A 14,721-nucleotide genomic window follows, 5' to 3' on the forward strand; every position below is an offset into this window, starting at 1 on the left:
TAGGGGTCGGGCGCAACAGGTCAGTCGTCGAGCTCGACCCAGTCGAGCGTGCGCGCGACGGCCTTTTTCCAGCGGCCGTAGCCTTTTTCGCGCTGTGCCTCGGACCAGGTGGGCTCCCAGCGCTTGTCCTCGTGCCAGTTGGTCGCGAGTTCGTCCGGGTCACTCCAGAATCCGACGGCCAGACCGGCGGCGTAGGCCGCGCCGAGCGCGGTGGTCTCCCGTACCACGGGCCGCGATACCGGTACGCCGAGGATGTCGGACTGCAACTGCATACACAGTTCGTTGGCGGTGATACCGCCGTCCACGCGCAACGTATCCAGCTTGACGCCGGAGTCGGCCTCCATGGCCTGCACCACGTCGCGAGTCTGGTAACCGATGGCTTCCAGTGTGGCCCTTGCGATATGGGCGTTGGTGCTGTAGCGCGACAACCCGATGATGATGCCGCGGGCGTCCGACCGCCAGTACGGCGCGAACAGGCCGGAGAAGGCGGGTACGAAAACCACGCCGCCGGTGTCGTGTACCTGGCCGGCCAGCATTTCGCTCTGGGTCGCGCCCGCGATGATTCCGAGCTGGTCGCGCAACCACTGCACCGCCGATCCGGTGACCGCGATGGAGCCTTCCAGCGCGTAAATCGGCTTGTCGTCCCCGAATTGGTAGGCGACGGTGGTCAGTAGACCGTGCTGCGACCGCACAATATCGGAACCGGTGTTGAGCAGCAGGAAATTCCCGGTGCCGTAGGTATTCTTGGCCTCACCCGGTCGGAAACACACCTGCCCGACCGTGGCGGCCTGCTGGTCGCCGAGAATGCCGGTCAACGGCACCGCGCCCTTGAACGGGCCGTCGGGATTGGTGTGCCCGTATGCCTGCGGATTCGACGAAGGCGCGATGGTCGGCAGCATGGCGCGCGGGACGCCGAAGAGCGCGAGCAGCTCATCGTCCCAATCCAGGGTTTCCAGATCCATCAGCATGGTCCGGCTGGCATTGGTCGGATCCGTCACGTGCACACCGCCATTGATGCCGCCGGTGAGATTCCACAGCAGCCAGGTGTCCGGGGTGCCGAACAGTGCGTCACCGCGTTCGGCGTCGGCACGCACGCCGGGGATATTGTCGAGAATCCACTTCAGCTTGCCGCCGGAGAAGTAGGTGGCGGGTGGTAGTCCGGTCTTGTGGCGGATGCAGTCGGCGTGGCCCGCGCGCTCGAGGTCGGCGGCAATCCGATCGGTGCGGGTGTCCTGCCAGACAATGGCATTGCAGTACGGGCGGCCGGTGCGCCGATCCCACACGATGGTGGTCTCACGCTGATTGGTGATACCGACCGCGGCCAGATCGGCGGCGCTGAGCTTCGAGGACGTGAGGACGGTCTTGATGACCGTGCGGGTGCGCTCCCAGATCTCGGCCGGATTGTGTTCCACCCAGCCCGCCCGCGGCATGATCTGCTCATGTTCGAGCTGGTGGCGGGCAACTTCGTTGCCATCGTGGTCGAACACCATGAATCGGGTGCTCGTCGTCCCCTGATCGATGGCTCCGATGTACTCGCTCATCGCGTTCCTTTCGAAAGGCTCATCGTTGAACCCGCCGTTTTCCCTGGTAACGCGACCGCCGCCACGTTCGCCACCGACGTTACGAGCCGCTGACCGAGGCCGACAGGGGCGCCGTTCGACAATGTCGAACGATCTGCTCGATCCTGATCGTCGGTGTCGCTACCGTGCGGCGAATATCACCGGCTAGGTTCGTGACGTGCCTGGTCCGATTCAGTCGATAGAACGCGCGGCGGCCGTGCTCCGGCTCCTGGCGCGCGGTTCCGGGCTGCTGGGTGTGGGGGAGATCGCGGCCGCGCTGGGGTTGGCCAAGCCGACGGCGCACGGCATTCTGCGGACCTTGCAGGGGGTGGGGTTCGTCGAGCAGGATCCGGCGACCGGCAAGTATCGGCTGGGCGCGGCGCTGGGGCAGCTGGGCGCGGGGTACCTGGACGCGAACGAACTGCGGTCGCGCGCGCTCAACTGGGCCGATGCGCTGGCAGCGCGCAGTGGCGAGGCGGTGCGCATCGCCGCGCCGCAACACGGCGATGTCGTGGTGGTGCACCACGTCTTTCGGCCGGACAACACTGAACAGGTGATGGCGGTGGGGGAGGCGCTGCCCGCACACGCGACCGCGCTGGGCAAGGTCCTACTCGCCTATGACGCCGAACTCGCGGCGGCGGTGCGCGGTGGTGGGTTGCTGGGCTCGACCCACCGCACGATTACCGACCGAGCGGCGCTGAATCGAGCGCTCGTCGAGGTGCGAAACAGCGGCTGGGCGGGTGAGATAGAGGAGTTCCACACCGGAACGGCGGGCATCGCCGCGCCGATCCGGGCGCACGGCGGTCTGGTGGTCGGCGCGATCGGCATCTCCGGCCCGGTCGACCGACTCTGTGATACGCACCTGCGTCCACGAAAAGCCTTGGTCGGCAAGGTACAAGACGCTGCGCACGAGGTATCACGGGATCTAGGTGCGGCACCCGAACCCAGGAGCCACGGATGACGCAACGATATGTGCTGGCGATCGACCAGGGCACCACCTCGACCCGGTGCATACTTTTCGACCAGCGCGCCCGGTTGGCGGGGGTGGCGCAGCGCGAGCATCAGCAGCACTATCCGAGGCCGGGCTGGGTCGAGCAGGACGCCGTCGAGATCTGGCGCAACCTGGAGCGGATTGTCCCTGCGGCGCTGCGGAATTCGGGGATCAGCGTCGATCAGCTGGCGGCGGTGGGGATCGCCAATCAGCGTGAGACCACGGTGGTCTGGGACCGGCGCACCGGTGCGCCCATCGGCCGGGCCATTGTGTGGCAGGACGTGCGCACCGAGGAATTGGTGCGAGAACTGGCGGAAGACGGTGGCGCGGAACGAGTTCGGGAACTGTGCGGGTTGCACCTGGCTACCTACTTCGCCGCGCCCAGGCTGCGCTGGCTGTTGGACAATGTCTCCGGGCTGCGCGGTCGCGCCGAGCGGGGTGAGGTGCTGTTCGGCACCATGGAGACCTGGCTCATCTGGAACCTGACCGGCGGCGCCGACGGTGGTGAGCACGTCACCGACGTGACGAATGCCGGTCGCACACTCCTGATGAATATCGACACGCTGGCGTGGGACGGGGAGCTCCTGCGGTTCTTCGGCATTCCGGGGGCAATGCTGCCACGTATCGAACCGTCGACCGGATCGTTCGGAACGGCTCGAAAGGTCGTGCCCGGCATACGAATCGCGGCCGCCCTGGGTGACCAGCACGCCGCGCTTTTCGGCCAAACCTGCTTCGCGCCAGGGGAAACCGAATGCACCTATGGCACCGGTGGCTTCCTCATGATGAATACCGGGCGGGAACCGGTGCGCTCTCGGCACGGCCTGCTCACCACCATCGGCTACCAGGTCGGTCCGGAGCCGGTCTACGCGCTGGAAGGGCCGATCGCGGTTACCGGCGCACTGGTGCAGTGGGTGCGTGACAATATCGGTCTGATCGGTAGCGCGCCCGAGATCGAAACACTCGCTCGGACAGTGGCAGACAATGGCGGATGCTATTTGGTGCCCGCCTTCTCCGGCCTCTACGCGCCGCACTGGCGCAGTGATGCCCGTGGGCTGCTGATCGGTCTGACCTCGTATATCACCAAGGGGCATATCGCGCGGGCCGTTTTGGAGGCGACCGCCTGGCAAACGCGGGATGTGGTCGAGGCAATGAATGCCGATGCTGGGTTGCGTGCCGAATCGTTGCGGGTGGCAGGGGGAATGACGTCGGACAATCTGCTCATGCAGATTGTTTCCGATGTGCTCGATATCCCGGTGCAGCGCCCGATCATTTCCGAGACTGTGTCTCTCGGGGCGGCTTACGCAGCGGGATTGGCTGTCGGGTATTGGCCGGATCTGGAAGGGCTGCGGAGCAATTGGCGGGTTGCCGCACAGTGGGTTCCGAAGATGGATGCGGAGTTGCGGGAAGAGGAGTACGAGAATTGGCGGCGGGCGGTTGAGCTGACGTTCGGGTGGTTTCGGTCCCGGAGACGGTAGATTTCTGTGCGGCCATCTCGAACGCTAACGTCATAGGTATGCGGCTTCATGTGGGATGTGCGATGTGGACCCACACGGCGTGGCGCGAGTATCAGCCGATCGCCTCGGAACGGCTGCGCGGCTACGCCGAGTGGTGCAATGCGGTGGAAGGCAACACCACCTTCTATGCGACCCCCGCGCGAAAAACCGTCGAGTCATGGGCGACGCAGACCGGCCCCGATTTCCGCTTCATTCTCAAGGTTCCCAAGACCGTCACCCATGAGCGCAGATTGAACGGTGCGGAAGCGGAGTTGCGCGCATTCCTGGATGCCGTCGAACCCTTGGGACCGAGACTGCACGCACTATGGGTACAGCTCCCCGCGTCGTTCGGCCCGAACGACCTCGGCGCATTGGCACGGTTGCTCCGAACATTGCCCGGGCGATCGGCTGTCGAGGTGCGGCATCCGGCGTTCTTCCAGGATGAATACGCCGCGCAACAACTCGAGCGCGCTGTGGCCGGGGTCGGCGCGGAATGGATTCCATTCGACACGACAGTGCTTTTCGAGGGCGCGGCCACCAGCGCCGCCGAGTACGAGGCCCGCTCGAAGAAACCACGGGTGCCCCGGCGCACCCGGGCATTGACCGAATATCCGATCGTCCGCTATCACGGCCGCGACGACACCGACCGCACCGTCGCCGGATGGCAACCGTGGGTGGAGGTGACCGCGGCCTGGCTGCGGGAGGGGCGCTCACCGACTGTATTCATTCACACGCCGGACAATGCGAGTTCCCTGCTCCTCGCCCGTCGCTTCCATGAAGAGGTGCGGGCTCGGGTGCCGGAAGTGACGGCACTGCCCGAGCCCGCACCCACCGAATCCATGACTCTGTTCTGAACTGGTTGCCGCGCACCAGGATTCGTTCCTTTCGTGCTCATCGCGCCTACCGTTGGCGATGACCTCGAACACTGTCCACATCCTCACTCACGTCGGCCCACTGCGACCGCTACTGTCCCAGACGGGTTTCGGGTCGTCGAGGCGGCAGTACGATGCCGCTGCGTGTCGCCGGGAAACCAGTCCGACCACCCCCGGATAATGGGGGCGGTCGCGCGGCGACCATCGATGATTCTGTTTTTCGGTACCACTGCTTCCCGCTCCACCGCATCCGCATTCGGGTGCGTTTTGGCTAATGACCAGGCGCTGCTACGGAGAGTGAGCGAAAGATGAGTTATTTCGGTTCCAGTAGTGGGGACTTCCCCGCCATCGTTGTCACCAGTCTCGCCGCCACCACCTCGATCGCGAGTGATATCGACTCGACCTGGAAGGGTCTGCTGAACGGCGAGAGCGGGATCGGCGTCCTCGAGGATTCCTTCATCGAAGACTTCGAGCTGCCCGTGAAGATCGGCGGGCACCTGAAGGTCGCTCCTGGTGCGTCACTCACTCCGGCCGAGGTGAAGCGGCTGTCCTATGTCGAGCAGATGGCCATCGTGCTGGGCCGCGAGGTCTGGCGCAACGCGGGCAGTCCCGAGGTCGACAAGGATCGCCTCGGCGTCTCCATCGGCACCGGCCTGGGTGGTGCGGAGTCGCTGATCGTGGCCCGCGACAAGCTCTCCAAGGGCGGCTACCGCAAGGTCTCGCCGCTGACGGTGCAGTGCGTCATGCCGAATGGTCCGGCCGCCTGTGTCGGACTGGAGCTGGGCGCGAGGGGCGGTGTGTCAACGCCCGTTTCAGCCTGTTCGTCCGGTTCCGAGGCGATTGCGAATGCCTGGCGCATGGTTGTCATGGGTGATGCCGACATGGTGGTTACCGGTGGTGTCGAAGGTTCCATTCAGGCGTTGCCCATTGCCGCGTTCACCATGATGCGCGCCATGAGCACGCGCAACCACGATCCGAAGGCGGCTTCCCGCCCCTTCGACTCCGAGCGTGACGGTTTCGTCTTCGGTGAGGCCGGTGCCCTCATGGTCATCGAGACCGAGGAGCACGCCAAGGCGCGCGGTGCGACCATCCACGCGCGGCTCATGGGAGCCGGAATCACCTCGGACGGTTTCCATCTGGTCGCCCCCGATCCGGAGGGCACCGGCGCGGCGCGCGCCATGACTCGGGCGATGCAGACCGCCGGCATCACGAAAGACGATGTCACGCACATCAATGCGCATGCGACCGCCACGCCCATCGGTGACTACGCGGAGACGAACGCCATCCACAAGGCGATCGGTACGCACGCCTCGGTGTACGCGCCGAAATCCGCACTGGGCCATTCCATCGGGGCCGTGGGAGCACTGGAATCGGTGATTACCGTGCTGAGCATTCGTGATGGAGTCGTCCCGCCCACTTTGAATCTGGACAATCAGGACCCCGAAATCGATCTCGATGTAGTGAAGGGACAGGCACGAATGGGACGAATCGACTACGCGATCAACAACTCTTTCGGTTTCGGCGGCCACAACGTCGCCCTGGCATTCGGTCGGTACTGACCGTCGCCGCTCGCCACACCTGCTACTCTTCCCCAGCTTTGGTGTGTCGATCTTTGTTCGGTGTCACTGCACGTGGTGTGCGTTGAAAAAGGATAGGGAATGATCGGCGAGACCTTCGATGACTATCTTGATGAGCAAGGCAATATCAAGATCACAGGTAACCAGACCCTGATCGACATAGTCGACAAACACAGCGAGGCGAATCAGGATGAACTCGCCTATCGCTACATCGACTATTCACGCGAACGCGACGGCGAGCACCTCGAGCTCACCTGGCGGCAGTTCGGCATCCGATTGCGTGCGGTGGCGGCCCGGCTGCAGCAGGTGACGCAGCCGGGGGATCGAGTGGCGATACTCGCGCCCCAGGGCCTCGACTACATCGTCGGGATGTTCGCCGCCGTGTACGCGGGCAATATCGCTGTGCCACTGTTCGATCCGGACGAACACGGACATTCGGATCGGCTGTACGCGGTGCTCGGCGACTGCCAGCCGGCGGCCATCCTCACGGTCGGGTCGGCGGCGGCGAGCGTGCGGGAGCTGTTCCGTAAGCTCCCGGCGGCGCAGCGCCCCCGCATCATTGCGGTGGAAGCGATTCCGGATACCGTCGGTGCCAGCTGGGTGCGCCCGGAACTCGATATCGACAGTATCGCGTACCTGCAGTACACATCCGGTTCCACCCGCACCCCCGCGGGCGTGGAGATCACCCACCGGGCCGTCGGCACGAACCTGCTGCAGGTGATCGATACGATCGGGATCACCGCGAACGCGCGCGGCGTCACCTGGCTGCCGCTGTTCCACGATATGGGGCTGCTGACGGTGATTCTGCCGACCATCGGCGGCAAGTTCATCACCATCATGTCGCCGAGTGCGTTCGTGCGCCGCCCCTACCGTTGGATCAAGGAGTTGGCGGCGCAGGAGGACGGTGCCGATATCTTCGCGGCCGCACCGAATTTCGCCTATGAACATGCCGCACTGCGCGGTCTGCCCAAGCCGGGTGAGGAGCTCGATCTCTCCAATGTGATCGGCCTGATCAACGGTAGTGAACCGGTATCTCCGGCGTCGATGAAGAAGTTCAACGACGCCTTCGCCCCATATGGCCTGCCGTCCACCGCGATCAAGCCCTGCTACGGCATGGCGGAGGCGACGCTGTTCGTCTCGGCGACCAAGCGCGAAGACGAGGCCCGCACCATCCACGTCGATCGCGGCGAGCTCAATGCCGGGCGTATGACTCCGGTCGAGCCCGATGCGGAAAACGCTGTGGCCCAGGTGTCCTGCGGTTACGTGGCGCTGTCGCAGTGGGCGGTGATCGTCGATCCGGAGACGGGTAAGGAACGCCCGGACGGCGAGGTCGGCGAAATCTGGCTGCACGGCCAGAATATGGGTATCGGCTACTGGGGCCGCCCGGAGGAATCCGTCGCGACCTTCGAGAACACGCTGACCGCCCGCCAGTCCATCGGCAGCCATGCCGACGGCACCGCACCCGACGCGAAGTGGATGCGCACCGGTGATTTCGGGGCCTACCTGGACCACGAACTCTACATCACCGGCCGGGTCAAGGATCTCGTCATTGTGGACGGGCGCAATCACTACCCGCAGGATCTGGAGTATTCGGCGCAGGAAGCGAGCACCGCGCTGCGGCCGGGTTTCATCGCCGCGTTCTCGGTTCCGGCCAATCAGCTGCCCGAAGAGGTCGAGGTCGATCGCGACGACACCGCCGAGGCGCTGGTCGTGGTGGCCGAACGTGGTACCGGTGCGGCGAAATTGGATCCGCAGCCCATTGCCGATGTGGTGCGCGCGGCGATTGCCAAGCGCCACGGCGTGACGGTCCGGGACCTGCTGCTGGTGCCCGCGGGCTCGATCCCGCGCACCTCCAGCGGCAAGATCGCGCGACGCGCCTGCCGGGCCGCCTATCTGGAAGGCACCCTGCGCGGCGGCTACCAGCAGAAGGCGTTCCCGGACGCCGCCGACTGAGGTCGAACCAGGCTCTGCCCGAGTCGAATCCGACCCGGGCAGAGCCTGCTGCCTCACCCCCGTCATCCCCCGCCAACCCGTCAACCCCCGTCATTCCGGCGTGCTTTTGGCCGGAATCCATCGCCACCGAGTAGCGGATCCCCGGCCAAACACGGCCGGGATGACGGGTGAACGCGCCGGGATGAGGGGCAAACACGCCGGGATGACTGCGAACACGCCGCGATGACGGACGGCGGGCGACATCCACGCGGCGAACCTCAGGAGGCCGGTCGCGTCGCCCGGTAAAAGGTGACCCGACCGATCCGTCGGTGCACTCGCGAATCGACTTCCTCGCAATCGAATCCGGCCTCGCGCAGCAGGCGTGGAATCCGGTCGCCGAGGTTGTCGGCGAGGTGGCCGCCCTTCAGCATGCGGCGCGCGGCGAATCCGTCGGCCTCGGTCATCTGCCCGCCGACATCGACCAGGTGGAGCTCGCCACCCGGCCGCAGCACGCGCAGCACCTCGGCGGCGGCGAGGGGTTTCACGTCGGTGGGCAGATGGTGCAGCATGAAGGCCGAGAGCACTCGGTCGACGCTGCCGTCGGGCAGTGGCAGCTCCTGGGCGTAAGCGCGTTCGAAGTGGATGCCGGTGCGGCCCTTCGCCTTCCGTTCGGCACGGGCCAGAGCGCGCGGATCCGGATCGGTGCCGGTGATCTCGATCGCCGGTTGGGTTTCCTTGGCCATAATAGTGAGATTGCCGGTGCCGCTGCCGATTTCGAGTACGCGCGCGCCGGGTGTCAGTGCGGCATTGCGGAGGAGGGTCTGGTGGATCCCGCGAACTCCGAGCGCTCGGGTGAGCAGGTCGTAGAACGGCAGCAGTCCGTCGCGCCCGGCGGCCGGGAGGTAGTCGTGGTGGTTGCCCATGGCGCGGGCGGCGTCGTGGGTGTGCGTGTGGGTGTCGGGATGATTTTTCGTCATAGGTCTATGATGCGAGCTAATTTGCCGTGAGAATTGGTCGATTCTCGGCAGTAGTAGGACTATCTTTGGATATATGCCCGAGTATGTGCGTCCGGTACGGTACGAGTCCGGCGTGCCGGTTTACCGGTACTGGTCCGACCCGGCCGCCCCGCCGCTGTCGGTCACGCGGTTCACCCTCGACACTCAGACCGCGCACGGTCGCCCGCACATTCACGATTTCCCGGTACTGCTCTACGTCTACGACGACGGCGGTGTGCTGCGCGCCGGGCGTCGCAACCTCGAGGTGCGCGCGGGCGAGGTGTACGTGATCGCGCCGGGGCAGGTGGTGGACGGTTCGGCCACCTCCACTTTCGCGAACGTGTGCGGATTGTTCTTCGACCCCGCGGCGCTCGGCGACGACGGCCGCATACCGCGGCCCGCCTGGAATGCCCATCCTCTGCTGTTCCCCTTCCTGCACGGCAATCCCGGTGGGCTGCTGCGACTTCAGGTGCCAGCCCAACGACGGCCGGTATGGGAGACCACGATCGACGCCATCGAGGACGAATTATCTTCGCGCCATGCGGGTTACCGCCAGGCCGCCGCCGCTCACCTCACGCTGCTGCTGGTGGATGTCGCGCGCCTGGCCGCCGATGTGGTGGGCGATCTGCGCCGCAGCAACGAAGCCGTTCTCGCGGAGGTCTTCGACGTCATCGAACAGCGCTTCGGTGAACAACTGTCCCTGAGCGACGTCGCCCGCACGGTCGGTCTGACTCCCGCCTACCTCACCACTCTGGTCCGGCGCCGCACCGGCCGCACCGTCCAGGACTGGATCACCGAACGCCGCATGACCGAGGCGCGCCGCCTGCTGACCGGCTCGGAGCTATCCATTACCGAGGTCGCCCGCCATGTCGGCATGCTCGATCCCGGTTACTTCACCCGGGTGTTCCGCCGCGCGAACGGGATGCCGCCGCGGGCTTGGCGGGATCGAGTGACCGCCGCTTGACGGTGGTAGTCGTTACGCTGAGACGATGGCCAAGGCGACGGGCACCCAGGGATCGAAGGGCACCGAGGAATCCCGGCAGGGCGTGCGGTTGACCAATCTCGACGCCCCGCTGTTCGACGGCGCGGACGCCACCAAACGAGATCTCATCGACTACCTCGAATTCGTCGGCGACCGCATGATCGGGCAGCTCCACGACCGACCACTCTCGGTGATCCGGGTCCGCCCGGGCCAAGAGCCGTTCATGCAGAAGAACCTGCCGAAATACACCCCGGACTTCGTACAGCGCACCGCCGTCTGGGCGGATGCTTCGAAACGCGAGATCACCTACGCCCTCTGCGACGATATCCGCACCCTGCTGTGGTTCGGCAATCAACGTGCCATCGAATACCACGCCACGCTGATTCCGGTCGATCACACCGTGGGTCAGACCCACCTCATCCTCGATCTCGATCCACCGGAGGGCCAGGACTTCCAACAGGTCGTCCGCGCCGCCGAACTGATCCACGCGGCACTGGATGCCGATGGCCTGTCCGGAGCCGTGAAAACCAGCGGCTCCAAGGGGATTCACATCTTCGTCCCCATCCGGCCCGGCCTGCCCATCGAGGACGCGGCAGCGGCCACCCGAGCCATAGCCGCCCGTGCCGAGCGTCTCGATCCGGCGCTGGCCACCACCGCATTCATTCGAGAAGACCGCGACGGCAAGGTCTTTCTCGATTCCACCCGAGCGGGCGGCGCGACGGTGGCGTCGGTCTACAGTCCCCGTATCCGTCCGGGCGCGGCGGTCTCGTTCCCGGTGGCATGGTCGGATCTCGCCGCTATCCACCCCCGCGACTTCACCATCCACACCGCGCCGAAGGCGCTGCGCGACAGTGATCCCTGGGTCGAGAATATGCCTGCGCCGCAACAACTTCCGGCAGATCTACTGGAGGAGGGGCACACCATTCCGGTGGCCCGTGTCCAGGCCATGCACGAGGGTAAACGCCGCGCGCGGGCCAAGCGTGGAGCCGAACAGCGGCCGGAAAGCTGAACCGTCAGCTGTCGCTGGTGCGACTGACCTCGTAGCCGAGCAGCCGCTCCGCCTCCTCGATACCGCCCTGGAGATCGCCGACGGCGTTCATCTTCGACAGGTCCAGACCGATGGCCACCAGGGTCAGCGCGATTTCCGAGGACAGGCCGGTAATGATGACGCTCGCACCCATCAGCCCGGAGGCGTCCACCGTCTGCACCAGGTGGTTGGCCACGGTGGAGTCGATGGTCGGTACACCGGTGATGTCGATGACGACCACCTTGGCGCGATTGCCGCGGATGGCGCGCAGCAGCTGTTCGGTGAGCTGGCGGGCCCGTTGGCCGTCGAGGACACCGATAATGGGGAGGATCAGCAGCTGTTCACGGACCTGGAGAACCGGGGTGGAGAGTTCGCGAATGGCTTCCTGCTGCTGGCGGATGATGCGTTCACGTTCTTCGACGAAGGAGACGCCCACCGTATTGGCAATGCGGTTCGCCGCCGGTTCGTAGACGTCGAGCACCAGATTCAGCAGGTCGAAGTCGGACTGGTACTTCTCGAACAGCGAACGCGCCAACACATCTCGCAGCAGCAGCACGATACCGAGCACCTCGTCGGTTTCGACGCCTCTGGGAATAATGCGCTCGGACAGATCGCGCGCGTAGGCCTGCAGCGCCTCGACACTGCCGGTTTCGAGGACCTCGACGTAGTTGTCGTAGACGGAGGTGGCCTCGGAGAAGATCTCATCGGGGGTCATGGCGGTGAGCAGGCGGGCGTCGGTAATGCGCCGGGCCCATTCCTCCCGCAGGACGGTGCGATTCTGGCGCAGGTGCTCGACCAGTTCGGAGAGCAGACCCGCGGTGGCAGATTCGCTCGCACCGGCGGGTTCGTCGACACCCCCGACCGTGCTGCGCGTCATTCGAATCTCCGATCGACCATCGGTGCCTCACGGGAGCAACGGGTGGACTTGGGTGGGGTTTGCGCCGGACAGCGCGAAGCCTAGTCGCGTTATCGGGTGGACGAAAAGGGTTGCACAATGTCGTCCGGATCGTCCTCGAGCCGGCCGGTCGGTCACGAGACAGCGCGCCGATCTCCACCGTAGTCGTCCCGCGTCGCGCGGGACCCGCAGGGCCAGGCTAGTGCTGCCCGCTGAGTCGTGCCACCGCGTCACCGGTCCCCGACACCGCCAATAGCTCGCTGACCTCGGCCGCGGGCATCGGATGATGGAAGTACCACCCTTGCGCGGTATCGCAGCCCAGCGCCCGCAATTGCGTGGCCTGGTTCTCGGTTTCGACGCATTCGGCGGTGACCGTGCAGCCCAGTGAGTGTGCGAGGCCGATGATCGCCTCGAGAATGCGCAGATCCGCCGCTCGCACGGCATCGGGTGTGCGCAGGTACTGGACGAATGGCCCGGCCAATTTGATCGTATGTAGTGGAAGGCGGCCCAGATAGGCGAGATTCGAGTACCCGGTGCCGAAATCGTCGACGGCGATGCGGACACCGGAGTCGGCCAGGGTGCGCAGGGCGTGCAACGGCCGCCCCGAGGTTTGCATGAAAGCCCGTTCGGTCAGTTCCAGTTGTAGCTGCTCCGGAGCCAAACCGCTCTCGGCGAGGGTCCGCTGGACCAATTGCAGCCAGCCCGGATCCGATACCTCGGTAGCCGAGACATTCACGCTGATCAGGGGAGTGCGATCGGCGAATCGCGTCCGCCACCGACTGCTGTCGCGGCAGGCCAGGCCCAGCACGAGCGCGCCGAGCGCCCCGATATGCCCATTGTCCTCGGCCAGGTCGATGAATCGGGCGGGCGGCACGATGCCCAATTCCGGATGTCGCCACCGGGCCAGCGCCTCCACCGCCGTCATGCGCCGGTCCGCCAGCCCGACAATGGGCTGATAGTCGAGGAAGAATTCGCCGTGCGCCAGTGCGTCCGGCATGGCGGAGGTCAGTTCGGCGCGGGTGTGTTCGTGGTGGCTGCGGGCGGCGTCGAATATCTCGTAGCGCCCGCGCCCGGCCGCCTTGGCCCAGTACATGGTGGAGTCGGCGGAGCGCAGCAGTTCCTCGGCGTTGGTGTGCCCGGTCCGGTCCTCCATGACACCGACGCTGGCGGTGACGGTCAACCGGTGACCGTGGACGTGGAAGGGGCGGGAGAATGAATCCAGAACGCACCGCGCCAGCTTCGCCAGCTGGTCCGGGCCGTCGGAATCGGTCACCAGTATGACGAATTCGTCGCCGCCCATGCGCGCCACCAGCTGCCCGGGCTCGGCGGCGCAGTGTTCCAGCCGGATGGCGGCCTGCGCCAGCAACTCGTCGCCCACCGAATGCCCGAAGGTGTCGTTGACATTCTTGAAATGGTCGAGATCGACGTAGCAGAGCCCGATGCGCGTATGCGGATCGGCGAAGGCTGTGGTGAGTACGTCGAAGAACCGGGTCCGATTGGCCAATCCGGTGAGCTGGTCGTGGTGGGCGCGATAGTGCAGCCGCTCCCGCAGCGCGCGTCGCTCCGAGATGTCCTCCACCAGAATTAGCGTGTACTGCGGTTCCCCGGACTCGTCGCGAATGAGCGAGACATTGATATTGGTCCACACCGTGCGGCCGTCCTTGTGCGGATAGGCCTTCTCCAGCTGCACATTGTCGTGATCGCCGCGCACCACCCCGGCGTACAGCTGCCACATACCGGGTTCGTCGCTGGGGTGACCCAGATCGGTGACGGATAGTTCGAGCATTTCGGCGGGTGTATAGCCGAGCATCTCGGCGAACGCGCTATTGACCTCGATGATGCGGCCGGTCATATCGGAGAGCCCGGTGCCGATTCCGGCCTGTGCGAATACCGCCCGGAATCGCGCTTCGCTCTCCCGTAATCGTTCCTCGACCAGGCGGCGGGCGGTGATATCGGCGAACCGCACGCTCTCCTGTTCGGCCAGCAGCCAGGCGCGGAACGCGCGCACGTAGCCGGTGGTGAAAGCCGCCAGCAGCAGTGTCACCCGGCTCGCGGAAATTCCATGGTCCTGCTCGGTGAAATATTCCTCGAGCACAGCAATACTGCGACCGAGTACCTCGTCGCCGACAAAATGCGACCGGGCGAGCTCGGCGCCGAGATCCGAGATTCGACGGACGGATTCCGGATCGCGCACCGCGGTATCCAGTTCCTGTGCGAAACGGGTGAGCATGGCGCGGGTTTCGGCGCGACTCATCGGCACCACGTGGTCACGTGCGCCACGGGTGAGTTCGGCTAACCACCTCTCGACCAGGTCGGCGTGTGCGCCTCTCCGATCGGGCACACCCCCGGCTTCCCACGCCATGGGGACCGATGGTAGCCCTAGGCCCGACCGACAGCG

11 protein-coding genes are annotated in these 14,721 nt (G+C 65.6%); 7 read left to right on the top strand and 4 right to left on the bottom strand.

Translation table 11 applies throughout. The features are described from left to right. Positions 1-20 precede the first annotated feature (20 nt). Positions 21-1,541, bottom strand: coding sequence for a glycerol kinase GlpK (gene glpK, locus NU1_RS26965; RefSeq protein ID WP_067525609.1), 1,521 nt, complete (start codon positions 1,539-1,541; stop codon positions 21-23). Positions 1,542-1,737: 196 nt separating this feature from the next. On the opposite strand from glpK (NU1_RS26965), the gene NU1_RS26970 reads away from it, so the two are divergent. The 5 genes from NU1_RS26970 (at position 1,738) to fadD32 (ending at position 8,445) form a co-directional block, all read left to right on the top strand. Further along, the gene (locus tag NU1_RS26970) at positions 1,738-2,520 is read left to right on the top strand and encodes an IclR family transcriptional regulator (protein WP_067525611.1); all 783 of its coding nucleotides are present in this window, start codon (positions 1,738-1,740) and stop codon (positions 2,518-2,520) included. Next, the gene (glpK, locus tag NU1_RS26975; protein WP_067525613.1) at positions 2,517-4,025 is read left to right on the top strand and encodes a glycerol kinase GlpK; all 1,509 of its coding nucleotides are present in this window, start codon (positions 2,517-2,519) and stop codon (positions 4,023-4,025) included. The genes NU1_RS26970 and glpK (NU1_RS26975) overlap by 4 nt, the downstream gene beginning before the upstream one ends. A 38-nt stretch (positions 4,026-4,063) precedes the next feature. Next, positions 4,064-4,897 carry a DUF72 domain-containing protein gene (locus NU1_RS26980; RefSeq protein WP_067525615.1) on the top strand — a complete coding sequence of 278 codons (834 nt, stop codon included), beginning with the start codon at positions 4,064-4,066 and terminating at the stop codon, positions 4,895-4,897. Positions 4,898-5,223: 326 nt separating this feature from the next. Beyond that, positions 5,224-6,474 (top strand): KasA/KasB family beta-ketoacyl-ACP synthase, encoded by a 1,251-nt coding sequence (locus NU1_RS26985; RefSeq protein ID WP_067525617.1) that lies wholly within the window; start codon positions 5,224-5,226, stop codon positions 6,472-6,474. A gap of 102 nt (positions 6,475-6,576) precedes the next feature. After that, on the top strand, positions 6,577-8,445 hold the full coding sequence (gene fadD32, locus NU1_RS26990) for a long-chain-fatty-acid--AMP ligase FadD32 (protein WP_157553117.1): 1,869 nt from the start codon (positions 6,577-6,579) through the stop codon (positions 8,443-8,445). Between the two features lie 257 nt (positions 8,446-8,702). On the opposite strand, the gene NU1_RS26995 is transcribed toward fadD32, so the two are convergent. Beyond that, positions 8,703-9,401 (bottom strand): class I SAM-dependent methyltransferase, encoded by a 699-nt coding sequence (locus NU1_RS26995; RefSeq protein ID WP_084521838.1) that lies wholly within the window; start codon positions 9,399-9,401, stop codon positions 8,703-8,705. Positions 9,402-9,474: 73 nt separating this feature from the next. Here NU1_RS26995 and NU1_RS27000 point away from each other — a divergent pair, with 73 nt between their 5' ends. Both NU1_RS27000 and NU1_RS27005 read left to right on the top strand, forming a co-directional pair. Continuing rightward, positions 9,475-10,383, top strand: a complete 909-nt coding sequence (locus NU1_RS27000; protein WP_067525621.1) for an AraC family transcriptional regulator — start codon at positions 9,475-9,477, stop codon at positions 10,381-10,383. Positions 10,384-10,408: 25 nt separating this feature from the next. Next, a complete protein-coding gene (locus tag NU1_RS27005) occupies positions 10,409-11,410 on the top strand; it encodes a DNA polymerase domain-containing protein (RefSeq protein ID WP_067525622.1) in 1,002 nt (333 codons plus the stop codon). A gap of 4 nt (positions 11,411-11,414) precedes the next feature. On the opposite strand, the gene NU1_RS27010 is transcribed toward NU1_RS27005, so the two are convergent. Together NU1_RS27010 and NU1_RS27015 are read right to left on the bottom strand one after the other, a co-directional pair. After that, on the bottom strand, positions 11,415-12,305 hold the full coding sequence (locus NU1_RS27010) for an STAS domain-containing protein (RefSeq protein WP_067525624.1): 891 nt from the start codon (positions 12,303-12,305) through the stop codon (positions 11,415-11,417). Between the two features lie 217 nt (positions 12,306-12,522). Then, on the bottom strand, positions 12,523-14,685 hold the full coding sequence (locus NU1_RS27015) for a putative bifunctional diguanylate cyclase/phosphodiesterase (protein ID WP_067525626.1): 2,163 nt from the start codon (positions 14,683-14,685) through the stop codon (positions 12,523-12,525). Positions 14,686-14,721 lie beyond the last annotated feature (36 nt).

Source organism: Nocardia uniformis NBRC 13702 (assembly GCF_001613345.1).
Classification (GTDB): domain Bacteria; phylum Actinomycetota; class Actinomycetes; order Mycobacteriales; family Mycobacteriaceae; genus Nocardia; species Nocardia uniformis.

Coding starts and splice junctions, on each gene's coding strand:
- glpK (WP_067525609.1), bottom strand. CDS start 1,541: ATGAGCGAGTACATCGGAGCCATCGATCAGGGGACGACGAGCACCCGA.
- glpK (WP_067525613.1), top strand. CDS start 2,517: ATGACGCAACGATATGTGCTGGCGATCGACCAGGGCACCACCTCGACC.
- NU1_RS26980 (WP_067525615.1), top strand. CDS start 4,064: ATGCGGCTTCATGTGGGATGTGCGATGTGGACCCACACGGCGTGGCGC.
- NU1_RS26985 (WP_067525617.1), top strand. CDS start 5,224: ATGAGTTATTTCGGTTCCAGTAGTGGGGACTTCCCCGCCATCGTTGTC.
- NU1_RS26995 (WP_084521838.1), bottom strand. CDS start 9,401: ATGACGAAAAATCATCCCGACACCCACACGCACACCCACGACGCCGCC.
- NU1_RS27000 (WP_067525621.1), top strand. CDS start 9,475: ATGCCCGAGTATGTGCGTCCGGTACGGTACGAGTCCGGCGTGCCGGTT.
- NU1_RS27005 (WP_067525622.1), top strand. CDS start 10,409: ATGGCCAAGGCGACGGGCACCCAGGGATCGAAGGGCACCGAGGAATCC.
- NU1_RS27010 (WP_067525624.1), bottom strand. CDS start 12,305: ATGACGCGCAGCACGGTCGGGGGTGTCGACGAACCCGCCGGTGCGAGC.
- NU1_RS27015 (WP_067525626.1), bottom strand. CDS start 14,685: ATGGCGTGGGAAGCCGGGGGTGTGCCCGATCGGAGAGGCGCACACGCC.